The organism is Aequorivita sp. CRS11 (genome assembly GCF_059693805.1).
The window spans coordinates 216781-228895 of record NZ_JCATIG010000004.1; the positions used below are offsets into that span (position 1 = coordinate 216781).

14 protein-coding genes and 1 CRISPR repeat array are annotated in these 12115 nt (G+C 35.2%); of the genes, 11 read left to right on the plus strand and 3 right to left on the minus strand.

Annotated features, from left to right (window positions below; genetic code table 11):
- The first annotated feature begins 108 nt into the window (after positions 1 to 108).
- From AC58DT_RS09615 to AC58DT_RS09655, 9 genes are all read left to right on the plus strand, one after another.
- Positions 109 to 342 (plus strand): DUF4177 domain-containing protein, encoded by a 234-nt coding sequence (locus AC58DT_RS09615; RefSeq protein WP_497216635.1) that lies wholly within the window; start codon positions 109 to 111, stop codon positions 340 to 342.
- The gene (gene yidD / locus AC58DT_RS09620; RefSeq protein WP_497216636.1) at positions 339 to 623 is read left to right on the plus strand and encodes a membrane protein insertion efficiency factor YidD; all 285 of its coding nucleotides are present in this window, start codon (positions 339 to 341) and stop codon (positions 621 to 623) included. Before AC58DT_RS09615 ends, yidD begins: the two co-directional genes overlap by 4 nt.
- 72 nt (positions 624 to 695) lie before the next feature.
- On the plus strand, positions 696 to 902 hold the full coding sequence (locus AC58DT_RS09625) for a hypothetical protein (RefSeq protein WP_497216637.1): 207 nt from the start codon (positions 696 to 698) through the stop codon (positions 900 to 902).
- On the plus strand, positions 862 to 1257 hold the full coding sequence (locus tag AC58DT_RS09630) for a DUF6804 family protein (protein WP_497216638.1): 396 nt from the start codon (positions 862 to 864) through the stop codon (positions 1255 to 1257). The genes AC58DT_RS09625 and AC58DT_RS09630 overlap by 41 nt, the downstream gene beginning before the upstream one ends.
- Positions 1258 to 1271: 14 nt before the next feature.
- Entirely contained in the window at positions 1272 to 1679 is a 408-nt protein-coding gene (locus tag AC58DT_RS09635) for a hypothetical protein (RefSeq protein ID WP_497216639.1), read from the plus strand.
- A gap of 3 nt (positions 1680 to 1682) precedes the next feature.
- On the plus strand, positions 1683 to 2978 hold the full coding sequence (locus tag AC58DT_RS09640; protein ID WP_497216640.1) for a beta-carotene 15,15'-monooxygenase: 1296 nt from the start codon (positions 1683 to 1685) through the stop codon (positions 2976 to 2978).
- A gap of 2 nt (positions 2979 to 2980) precedes the next feature.
- The gene (locus tag AC58DT_RS09645; protein WP_497216641.1) at positions 2981 to 3910 is read left to right on the plus strand and encodes a hypothetical protein; all 930 of its coding nucleotides are present in this window, start codon (positions 2981 to 2983) and stop codon (positions 3908 to 3910) included.
- 93 nt (positions 3911 to 4003) lie between these two features.
- A complete protein-coding gene (locus tag AC58DT_RS09650; protein ID WP_497216642.1) occupies positions 4004 to 4402 on the plus strand; it encodes a thermonuclease family protein in 399 nt (132 codons plus the stop codon).
- The gene (locus tag AC58DT_RS09655; protein ID WP_497216643.1) at positions 4399 to 4770 is read left to right on the plus strand and encodes a hypothetical protein; all 372 of its coding nucleotides are present in this window, start codon (positions 4399 to 4401) and stop codon (positions 4768 to 4770) included. The genes AC58DT_RS09650 and AC58DT_RS09655 overlap by 4 nt, the downstream gene beginning before the upstream one ends.
- Before the next feature lie 74 nt (positions 4771 to 4844).
- Here AC58DT_RS09655 and AC58DT_RS09660 read toward each other — a convergent pair whose 3' ends face one another.
- Positions 4845 to 4991, minus strand: a complete 147-nt coding sequence (locus tag AC58DT_RS09660; protein ID WP_497216644.1) for a hypothetical protein — start codon at positions 4989 to 4991, stop codon at positions 4845 to 4847.
- An 84-nt stretch (positions 4992 to 5075) separates the two neighbouring features.
- Between AC58DT_RS09660 and cas1 the strand changes: the two genes are divergently transcribed.
- Positions 5076 to 5996 carry a type II CRISPR-associated endonuclease Cas1 gene (cas1, locus tag AC58DT_RS09665; RefSeq protein WP_497216645.1) on the plus strand — a complete coding sequence of 307 codons (921 nt, stop codon included), beginning with the start codon at positions 5076 to 5078 and terminating at the stop codon, positions 5994 to 5996.
- The gene (gene cas2, locus AC58DT_RS09670) at positions 5987 to 6316 is read left to right on the plus strand and encodes a CRISPR-associated endonuclease Cas2 (RefSeq protein WP_497216646.1); all 330 of its coding nucleotides are present in this window, start codon (positions 5987 to 5989) and stop codon (positions 6314 to 6316) included. The genes cas1 and cas2 overlap by 10 nt, the downstream gene beginning before the upstream one ends.
- 105 nt (positions 6317 to 6421) lie before the next feature.
- Positions 6422 to 7508: a CRISPR direct-repeat array (repeat unit 37 nt; unit sequence AATATCGTGAATCCTAATCTTTAATCAAACCACAACT).
- A gap of 218 nt (positions 7509 to 7726) precedes the next feature.
- On the opposite strand, the gene AC58DT_RS09675 is transcribed toward cas2, so the two are convergent.
- Complete coding sequence (locus AC58DT_RS09675; protein ID WP_272856746.1) at positions 7727 to 8050, minus strand: GIY-YIG nuclease family protein; 324 nt, start codon at positions 8048 to 8050, stop codon at positions 7727 to 7729.
- 69 nt (positions 8051 to 8119) lie between these two features.
- The gene (cas9, locus tag AC58DT_RS09680; protein WP_497216647.1) at positions 8120 to 11980 is read right to left on the minus strand and encodes a type II CRISPR RNA-guided endonuclease Cas9; all 3861 of its coding nucleotides are present in this window, start codon (positions 11978 to 11980) and stop codon (positions 8120 to 8122) included.
- Between the last annotated feature and the right edge of the window lie 135 nt (positions 11981 to 12115).

Sequence of the window (12115 nt, forward strand, 5' to 3'; positions counted from 1 at the left end):
AATATATATGGGTAGGGAGAATATATAGGTTATTTTTTATCCCTTACGGAAAACCGTAAGGGATTTTTATTTCGGTAAAGTAAGTTTGGAAAAACTACAAATATTTAAATGATGGAATACAAAGTTATCCCTTTTACCGCACACGTAGATCACAAAACTGGGTCACCACACCACGTGTCTATGCAATTGGAAAAAATTATAAACCAACAAGCTGAAGAAGGTTGGACGTATCTACAATTGGAAACTGTGACAAATACAGTTCCAACGGATGCAGGTTGTTTTGGTTTTGGCGCAAAACCTGGGTTTACCGTGTTGAGCAATATGTTAGTTTTCAAAAAATGATCAGGCACATTTTATTACTCTCCATTAAATGTTATTGGTTTATTATTCCACAACACAAACGGAGAAAGTGTCTCTTTAAGTTGTCCTGCTCAAACTATATCTATATTCAAACAAAGGAAGAAGGTTTAAAAGCCGGACTGCGGGCGTTGAATTACAGAGTTAACAATTGCAATCCTCATTTCCAGATAATTGATTTGGGGAACGAAAAAATAGTTATAACCAAAAAACATAAAGTAATTCCAGAAAAAGAACTGAGTGGATTTATTTTAAAAAATTATTGACTTTACGGTTTTCCGTAAAACTTTCTTTTTCAATTGTTTTAGGTTTGAATGAATTTGCAAACTTTAAAAATTATGGAAACGTATTATGTAAACAAAAAAGCCCAGCCTAATGGCGATCATGAAGTGCATACAAGTGATTGCGAGTATTTGCCAAATACGGAAAATAGATTGTATCTGGGAAGATTTTCGAATTGTACCGATGCCGTAAAAGAGGCGAAGAAAACATATTCAAAATCCAATGGATGTAAAACTTGCTCAAATGAATGTCATACTTCTTAAAAAAAGCAATAGAATTTTCTCAATAATCTGTGCTGGACTTTTATTTCTTGCAATATTTAATTTGCCCATAGGATATTTTACAATTTTAAGAATCGTCATTTCTATCGGGGCTTTATTTATAGCCGTTGAAAATATAAAAACTACATATTGGGCTGTGATATTTGTTTTGATGACTATATTATTCAACCCTGTATTTCCAATTTTCTTCCATAACAAAGAAATATGGGTACCTATTGATATTATTTGTGCAGCATTATTTTTAATAGAAGCTTTAGAATTAAACAGACATAAAAAAGAAGAGAATAGAACTATCCAAAAGACAAACAAAAAGTATACCCGTGACAAAATACTCTAACCAAATTATCAATCATGGAAAAAATAGATATACCTACAGAATTGAAAAGTCACCTTTTAAATCTATATAAAATTGCTCTTTCCGATGGCAATTTCAGTTCACTAGAAATGAAAATGTTATATGAATTTGCAGATGAAAGAGGCGTGAATAAAGATAAATTAAATGAATTGTTATTAAATCCAGGAAAAACAATTGCAATTGTTCCTATGAGCATAGATGAAAAACTAAGCTATTTAATAGATTTCTGTGTGATGAGTTGGGCAGATGGGAAAGTTGTCCCCGATGAAGAAAATGCATTGAAAAAATTTATATTGAATTTCGGTTTTTTAGACGAAAACGTAAACGAGCTTGCTCAATTTTTATTGAGTGCAGTAGAAGAAGGTAAGTCGAAAAAGGAAATAATTAACCTGCTAAACTCTTAAGATATGAGCCTACGAAATCTTATACAACTCAAACCAAACCAAAAAAATACAAGAGAAAGTTTTAATCAAATTAATCCAGAAGAAAGACGAGAAACATATCATGAAGCTGGAAAACAAGGTAGCAAAGCTAACAATGGCCACCCTCAATCTCTTGCTATCTGTCTTGACGCCATATATGCTAAATTTCAAAATGAAGAAAAAGAAAACGAACAGCGGCAAAGAGAAAATAAAAAACCTTACAATGAGGAAAAGGAATGTAAAATTTCAGAAATTAAAGGCTTAGAAGTAGCGATTGAAAATACTAATGATAATATAAAACATAAAGAGGAAGAAATAATTTCGATAAACGAGAAATTAAAAAATCTAAAAAGCGAAATCGTGGACATCCCCCAGAACCCACATTTATATGTTGATGATGTTCGAAAAGGAGCAAGTACAAAATTCTGGATAGGATTAATTGTTTTAATACCTATAACCCTCTATCTTTTTACATTTTATGCCTCCGTTGTTTATTCTGCAATGGAAAAGGTTTTCACGTATAATGACCAGAGATGGTATATGCCTGACGCAATTGAAAGAGCCTGGGAAACAGGCATACAAGCAGCTGCCACTGTAACTTTTGCGCCTTTTATCTTTATTGGTTTAGGGTATTTAATCCACATGTTCTATCAAAAGAAAAACTGGGTTGCATATTTAAAACTCACAGGTGTAATTGTAATAACCTTATTGTTTGATATTCTTTTGGCATTCTTTATTGAAAAGAAATTATGGGAACTAAATGTCGTAGATGAAAATGCTGTCTACGGCTTTAAAGAAGCTATGGAAAGTCAAGAGTTTTGGCTTATAATATTTTTAGGTTTCGTAGCATATATCATTTGGGGGTTCATTTTTGATTTCGTAATGGAAGAGCATAAACATAAAGATAAAATTAAGATTGAAATAAGAAAGCGCCAAAGTAAGATTCAGGACTGTCAAAATGATATTCAAACTACTGAAGCGAAAATTATAGAACTCAAGGATGTAATAAGAAATTTTAAATCAGAGATTCAAGCAGCAAAGAATAGAATAAATGAGTTGCAGTCCATTTTAGATGGAATTGTGATTCCATCTAAAGAATATAAACTTTATGCATCAGAATATGTCCAGGGCTGGGTAACTTATATAGCGGAGCACATTAGGGTTTCAAAAGATGAAAATGATAAAATGATTAACGAAGCACACAATGTGTATGCTAAACATTTAAAAAACGAAGGAGTTGAAGATAATTTTCAAAATACAATTTTTACTAAAGTTCTCTAATTATGAAAAAAATTTATTTAGCCTTAACTATTCTTTTTTATATCTCTTGCGCAAATGACAAAAATGAAAAAAAGTCTGATTCCACTCTATTAAAAAACACAATAAAAGTTGATTCGGCAAATTGTCCAGATTATTTAATGGAAAGAAAAGAGAATAACTATAATGTTACTATTTTAATCGATCTTTCCAGTAGAATCTCAAAAGAAAATCAACAACAGAGAGATTCGTCATATATTTATACGATAGCTAATACTTTTAATGAGCATATTAAAACAAAAAAACTTGGGCTCTTAAAAGATAAGATACAAGTGCTATTTCATCCTATCCCAAATAATTCAGAAATAAATAACTATTCGGAGCAATTAAGAATATCATATGAAAAAGGTGTCTCAAAAAATGAAGTAATTCCTAAAACAGAGTTACTTTATAAGACATTGCCTAGTAAAATTTATGATCTTGCAAAGAAAGATTATAATAAATTCCAAAATTATCCTGGCTCTGATACTTGGAGTTTTTTTAAAGATGATATTAATGATCAATCAATAGAGGAATGTTATAGAGATTTTGTAGTAATCCTTACTGATGGTTATATGTACTATCAAAATAATTTAAGGGACGAGGGAGCAAAGAAGAATTATTTACTACCAAGAACGATTAAGGAGTTCAATCTTACTAATAGCAAATGGGAAGACGTTATGATTCAAAAAAATATTGGTTTTATTCCTGCAAATACTAACCTCAATAATTTAGAAGTTTTAGTACTTGGGATTAATAGTGAAAATGATAAAAATCCTTATGAAACTGACGTTATTAAAAGTTTTTGGGAAAATTGGTTTAAAGAAATGGGAATAAAAAAATATAAGGTGAAAAAAACAGATTTACCTTCAAATATAGAGCCCGTAATAAAAGAATTTTTCCAACCAATAAAATAAAATTTTATCAGAAATATAATTTTACTTTTACCATTCCTCCTATATACTATAACCTTTTATGCCCAAACCTTAACAGGCAAAGTAATTGGGATAATGGATGGCGACACCTTTAAACTCCTAACCCAGGATTCAACAATAGTCAAAGTACGTTTAGCAAATATAGACTGTCCTGAAAAAAAGCAGCCATTTTCCCAGAAGGCCAAGGATTTTACTTCCAAGGCCATTTTTGGCAAAACAGTATGCATAGATGTGCTAAAAAAAGATAGGTATAGGCGCAGTATTGCCATTGTATTCTATAATGATTCCTTAAATTTAAACAATCAACTGTTGATTAATGGCTTAGCCTGGCATTATACGAAATATTCAAAGGATATAGAACTTCAAAAAATAGAAGATATGGCGCGGAAAAATAAAATTGGCCTTTGGCAAGAAGCAAACGCAATTCCACCTTGGGAATGGCGGGATTATAAAAAGAAAAAAATAAAACAATGAAATTTCTCCAACTCCTCATATTCCTTGTTTGCTTAGGCTGCGCCCAAAACAGTCCCGCCCAAACAGTTTATACCACCAAAACAGGCGAGAAATACCATACGGCAAATTGCCGCTATCTTAAACACTCCAAAAAAGAAATCACTTTGGAGCAAGCTATAAATCTTGGTTACCAAGCCTGTACGGTCTGCAAACCTGGTTCAAATCCAGAGAAGATACAAAGTTTGGTATCTCAATCAGAACAAAACACCAAATCCCAAGAAACCGTTTCCCAAAAATCTACCGCCACCCAATGCACCGGAAAGACCAAGGCGGGAAAGCGGTGTAAGCGCATGACAAAAAATGCGTCGGGACGGTGCTATCAACATTAGAAGATAAATCAATTAAAATGGGAGTTTGAGGTCTTAAGATTGCATCCCAAACTCCCAAGATTACAAATTTAAATTTACTTGCAACCATTCTTGTCGCAAGTAATACTCTGCGATGTGTTTACCCAATGGTCCGGATGAGCATTAGTGCTTGTTCCACAACCAGTGTATCCTCCTTTAGAACCACTGTGAACTTCGCCCGTAGGTGTGTGTTTTACTGCCATAATACTAAATTTAAATTATTAAAACACTAAGTTAACCTATAGATTTTAGCTTTCCTTACGGTTTTCCGTAATAAAGTGCTTTAAATGATACTTAATTTGAGCCATTCTAACCTTTTGGCAATGTTAAAACGAACCCTCTTCTTTACAAACAAAACGTCCATTACCACCAAATGGGAACAATTGGTGGTCAAAACCGAATCGGGAGAAAAAACCGTCCCCATTGAGGACATCGGGTTTATCGTGATTGAAAATCAGGAAATCTACATTTCCATTCCCGCATTGAACAAACTCATAGACAACAATGTGGCCGTAATTTTCTGCGATGCCAAGCACATGCCCTCCAGCATGCTTTTAAACCTGAACGGTCACCACACCCAACAGGAACTTTTCAGCAACCAAATAAAAGCTTCTGAGCCCTTAAAGAAACAGCTGTGGCGCCAAATCATAAAAAAGAAAATAAAGCACCAAGCCCAATATTTGGAAAAAATGGGCAAACCTTATGAGGTACTGAAATTCCACGAATCAAAAGTTTTGAGCGGCGACACCGATAACCGCGAAGGCGCTGCGGCCGCACACTATTGGAAACATCTCTTCGACTTCGATTTTAAAAGGGAGCGTTATGGCGGCTATCCTAATCCATTTCTCAATTATGGCTACATAATTTTAAGGGCGGCCGTGGCCAGATCGCTTGCGGCAAGCGGACTGCTTTGCACCTTGGGCATACACCACCACAATAAATACAATGCCTTCTGTTTAGCAGATGATATTATGGAACCCTATCGACCCTTGGTAGATGACAAAGTATTGCAAATAATGAACGATTATAAGGAAAATGAGCTCACTACGGAGATTAAACTGGCATTGCTCTCCGTACTCACCGAAACCGTATATTTCAAAACCTCCAAAAGCCCATTAATAGTTGCTCTTTCGCGAACCGCTAGTTCTCTACAACAATGTTACAATGGAACGGCAAAGAAAATCAGCTATCCAAGATTATGGAACTAAACGGGTATCGTATTATGTGGCTATTTGTATTTTTTGACCTACCAACGGAAACGAAAAAAGATCGGCGCAATGCGGGACTTTTTAGAAAAAACCTCATCAAGGACGGTTATACCATGATGCAATATTCCGTTTATATTAGACACTGTGCCAGCAGCGAAAGCGCAGATGTACATGAAAAAAGGGTTTACAGATTATTGCCGCCATTGGGCAAAGTGAGTATTTTGCGGATTACCGATAAACAGTTTGGAAATATAATGAACTTTTGGGGCAAGGCTGAAGTGCCCAAAGAGCCGCCACCCGCACAATTGGAGTTGTTTTAAAACAAAAAAATGTCCCAATCTTGCCTTATCATTACAACAAAGGGGCATTTTAATTCGCGATATTCTATGATAATATTTTGATAATTAGAAGCTAACAGCGCAACTAATATCGTGAATCCTAATCTTTAATCAAACCACAACTTTGTTTCATAGTTTAATTATAATAATATCAATATCGTGAATCCTAATCTTTAATCAAACCACAACTTAAAGCATCTTCTTTTGATTCTAATGTCAAATATCGTGAATCCTAATCTTTAATCAAACCACAACTTACGAAAAACAATTTTGCGAGTTTAAAAAATATCGTGAATCCTAATCTTTAATCAAACCACAACTATTGGCTTTGTGAATCCTGATGGATATCCAATATCGTGAATCCTAATCTTTAATCAAACCACAACTGTAGATCACCACATCAACCTGGTCCAGCTAATATCGTGAATCCTAATCTTTAATCAAACCACAACTGCTGCATAACTCATTTTCCAAACAAGGTCAATATCGTGAATCCTAATCTTTAATCAAACCACAACTTGATTTAGGGAATGAAGTCGACCCTTCCAAATATCGTGAATCCTAATCTTTAATCAAACCACAACTATGTAGTTGCTTTGCAGTTTTCAGATGAAAATATCGTGAATCCTAATCTTTAATCAAACCACAACATGACGAATCGTTTGGGGTTGACTTACCAAATATCGTGAATCCTAATCTTTAATCAAACCACAACTTTGATATTGTTTTTCTGAAATTTGTTTTTAATATCGTGAATCCTAATCTTTAATCAAACCACAACTAGCGAAGGTTATATTTCATCTATAAAAAGAATATCGTGAATCCTAATCTTTAATCAAACCACAACTGCCTGATGGCGATGCCTATGTACAGCCAGAATATCGTGAATCCTAATCTTTAATCAAACCACAACTTTATAACATTATTATTACTATATGCAATATCGTGAATCCTAATCTTTAATCAAACCACAACTACACGGGGGTGCGAGCTGCGTTTTTTATTAATATCGTGAATCCTAATCTTTAATCAAACCACAACCGCGAACCAGCACAGGAAATAACTCTATAAAATATCGTGAATCCTAATCTTTAATCAAACCACAACTAACAAATAAGAAATAATGAAAACAATGAAAATATCGTGAATCCTAATCTTTAATCAAACCACAACTGATTACCATCGCAACAAAAACCAAAAGGTCGGTTTTCCTTTGTGGTTTGGTCGTTTAAGTTAAAGGTCTTATGTCAATGAACGTCGTTTTGCCATTCCGACGCAGGAGGAATCGCATCCAGCTAAACAGCCAAATTATATTTAACAGCCGGAAAGTTAACTCTTATGCGATTTAACTCCGTTGAAACTTCGGTATCTCCCGTTAGTCGAAATGACAAGTTAATTGCCCAAAAACCGATCCTCCAAAAACTCAAAAGTTTCGTTAAATGAGCGAATCAAAGCTAATTTCTTATCCCTGCGCCAGCCCTTGAGTTCCTTTTCCCTGGCAATGGCTAGCTGCACCCAAGAAAACGCTTCATAATAAACCAAATGCTGTATTTGATATCTGGATGCAAACGTTTTAATCCCTTTTTCAATATTTTCTTGGTGTTGCCGCAATCGTTTTCCAAGATTATTGGTCATCCCAATATAATAGGTGGAACGGTATTTATTAGTAATGATGTAAACGTAATACGTATGGCTGCCTTCGTTAAATTCAATCATGGCATTTGCTTCATATTCTTATGGGATTTCTCCTGCGTGGAAATAAAAAATATCAACTAAATGAGTTATTTATTTAAACTTAATCTTCCCCGATGACAAAATATCAAAATCCTCTTTTTCAAAAGCAGCCTTGAAATTGCTCAAACTTATCCGCAGTTTTTGGGCAGGCCTGTCAAAATCCAAAGTGGATTCTTTCTTCAAGTCCTTATCTGCTCCACCCTGTGCATGGTGGCGCAACTGGATACGGCCATCGCTTTCAAATTGGGTGATTTTATAAAGTCGCGAACTCAATTCCGAGTTTGGCAATTGTCTTAATTCTTCTTTGTCATTTTCATAGAATAGCACCATCTGATTAACTTTCAAAACATAAGTAAGCGGAAGTAATGTTTCAGATTTTTTTCCTTCATTTTTCAACATATTGTTGTCAATGGGCAATTCCATTTTATGGTTGCCGTGATTGAATTTAGCGACCTCCAAAGCGGAAATGGTCTTAAAACTTCTGTCAACTTTACCATTTGTATTTGTGGACTCGTAAACGGCCAATCCAAAAATATTTTCCAACGTGGCGTAATAGTTTTCTTTATAGGGCTTCTTACCTTTCTGAGACAGGTGGCTCTGTTTCTTTATTATGGGCAATTCCTTGAATTTGGTTTTTATCCTTACCCGCTTTATTAACATGTTCTTTTTACCGTCCTCTGCTGGTAACTCTACAAATCCCTCTTCTGTTCTTATGTTTTTTAAACCGTGTTTGTTTATTCTTTCTTTTATTCCTTCATCAACGATATTAGACACGTCAGTTTCCGTAAAAGAGCTGTCCACGGGTTTTCTGATTACAAACCAAATTTCTTTTTCGTCGTTTTTGTTTAGGCGTTCAATAGCTCCATAAAATGTGTCTCTGTGCAGCGAACTCCGGATACCTTGTCCTTTTTCGAAAATAACATTGCCCGATTTGTCATATTGAATTTTGCCGCGCTTGCGAAGTTTCCGCTTGGTTTGCTTCAACAAGTTATCTTTATGTTTATGCACTACTAAAATTGATTGCTGTTTTCCCAAAATATCTTCCGTGAAGGTTGTCCACGGCTTGGCAACCTTGAATTTTTCAACTCGCCCAATCTCTTCGGCTTGGCGGAAGGCCTTGGCCAAAGAATCCCGAATATCTTTCGTCATACAGGTCAATACAATTGCATCTACTGCGTGGTGATAATGTAGACTTCTATCCTTTTCCGGCAAGCCCCAGGAATTTCTTATGTCGGCAACCATTGTCCCTTTCGCCGGAAAAACATTATCAAACAATGATTTTAAAAACGAGGTGGCATACTTTGTAATAATTCCGGTATCCACCAACTGGCTGTTCTTGAATTTTGGATTGATTTCCTTGTCAGTGAACCGATTGTATTTATCTCTCCAATAATTCAGTTCCAACATTAAATAATGTTTCTGTTGGATTGCCCTGTCTTTTTGCTCAACGGTTGAAGCAATTTTGGAAAAATATTTTTGTTGCTCCACCTTTTCTTTTAAATCCTCTATTGTGGTTTTCCAGTGTGAAATATTGATAAGAGCTGTTTGTATATATTTTTCATCCAATTCCTGGGGAATTTTGTTCCCCTTAATTTTTTGATTAAATTCTTTATCGGTCAACGTTTTGTTAGCCAATGAATTGTCAAAAGACTTGCTTCGTGGGAAGGTATGCTCAATATCAAACTTTGGATTTGTGCCAATTATCTCTGAAACGTCGATGGTTTTGTCTGTATAGATGCATTTTCCCAACTGTTCTTTCCATAATCTATATTTTAATATATCCAAATCTGAAACAATATAGTTTGAATATTTCTGTTGAAATTCTTCTAAAAATTCCCTGTATTTATTGTTTTCATTTTCCCGCTCACGCTGCCACCTTTCTATCGCCAAGCGTTTGTTTTTGTCGTTGAGCTCTCTTGCCAACTCAATAATAACGGTGGTGTCCGGTTCAATTTTGCCCTCTTCAATGAGCGAATTGACCAATTTTCTCAAATTATGAAGAGTCCGCATTGCCATAGGGTTTCGGACTGAATCTGTAAAAGGGCTTCCCAATAAGCCGTCATCGCTTTGGGGATAAATATCAACTGCCGATGGATGGTATAATTTGTTTGCCTGTTCTTTACTTACTTTGAATTCGTCTATTAGAAATTGTTTGATGTCTTCATCCAATCTTGGTTTCGACAGGAAGTAGCCGCCTGTTCTTCTTTTTTGGAGCTGTTTTTGAAAAAGGGAAGTGATTTCCAAATAGAGTTCAGACTGTTGGGATTCATCTAACTTTTCCCATCGCTCCTTTCCGTAAAACGCGACAATCTTTTCCGTTGCATGCTTCTTGTCTGTCTCGTCCAAAACATATTCGTTATGGGCATTGTCATATTCTTTAATAAAACCACCCACGAGCTCATTTACAATATCAATCTTTAATATCTTCTCTTTATACCCTTCAATAATATCATAGATAGTATCTTGAATAAACTGTTGGTTTTCATTCCATATTTCCTTTCCTACTATCGCTTCAATATTTGCGTAAAAGACGGCGTGGGAATAAATAATATTTTTCTTCAGGAATGGTAGGATTTTAGTAATCGCTTTCTTGCTCAAAGAGGCGAAACCCTGTTTAAGGCCTATTTTTTCATAAGTTTCAACTTGTTCTTCCGAAATATCGTAACGGTCGCGAATGAATTTTTTAATTTTTTCAGATGTAACATCGTTCACAAAATCGCCTGCGAAATATAAGGTATGCCAAAGCTCATCAACAAGTTGTTCAGCATTTTTACTATCGCCGATTTTATAAGCTTCCGCGATTTTTATTTTACAATCCTCCCAATCTTCGGCGTTAAAAACGTCGATAAACCTACTCATGGTCGGGTTTCCAACAATTGGATATTTGTCTTTATAATTAAACGTAAAATACTGGTTTTCCTTTTTTGCCAAATTGTTGACCGCTTTTGATAGATCTCCAAACTTGAAATTGGGTTTGCTTTTTCTAAAGAATAACTTTCTGGCAACATTAAAATAATCCGGATAATCCGAAAGAAAACGGAATGTTTCACTACCCCTCTCTTTAACCTTTAAGGAGTTCAGGAATTGATACATCCTATATTCCTCATATAATGGATGGCTAACGGCACATCGGGACTTGCTGGGCTCCAATGTACACTTGCCAATGCTCCCCTTTTGCGATTTTAGCGGCCTTTGAAAAAAAATGGCTTCAAAAAATTGGTCTGCCAAATCATTATCAATATTTTGGCTTTTTACCAAGGCATTGAACTCCTCTATATAACTTATCCGTGATGAATTTACTTCATTGTCATCGGCCTTGTATTTGGTTTTTCTTACTTTTTCCCCTTTCTCCAATTGCTCAAACAAATATTCGCCCAGTGTCCTATTCCCTCGTTTCTCCTTTTCCACATTATAAACCTCCAAATCCTTCCCTGCATCCGAATCTTTTCGGCCACTCTTAAAACCTCGTCTTTGACAGATATGATAAAAAGCCCTGCCCAATTCAAATTTTGAAACTTTTTCATTGGGTGCTTTGGCCCGCACTTGGTTTGGATCTATCTTGAGCCAATCTTGAAAATCTACATTTTCGGTTGGATACCTTATATCTCTCCCTTTTTTGTAAACGGTCCATGCGTTCAATTCCTCTATGGACAATGGGCAGTACCCATTATTTATAAGAAACTTTAACAAATCGGCCTTCCGTTTTCTTCGTCTTGCATAAAGCTTTCGCGCTGCCCTATTTTTAGTGCGTTCCGAAGCCAAGGAAAACTCTACTCCTTTCACTTCGCCCACACCTTGTGGAAAAACTAAAACACCAGAGTCTAGAATCTGGTTTTCATTTCCTGCATTGTTGTCCCTTATTGCCCACCCAATAGAGTTCGTCCCCAAATCCAGTCCTAATATTTTCGCCATAATTTCTAAAAGTTATTTAAGCCCCTAAACTACTAAAAAAGAATTTTTCTACTTTACGGTTTTCCGCATTGCGGACAATAAAGATTTTAATTATATTTGTCTTAGATTAAATTTTCCTAATCTTTAATCTTATCA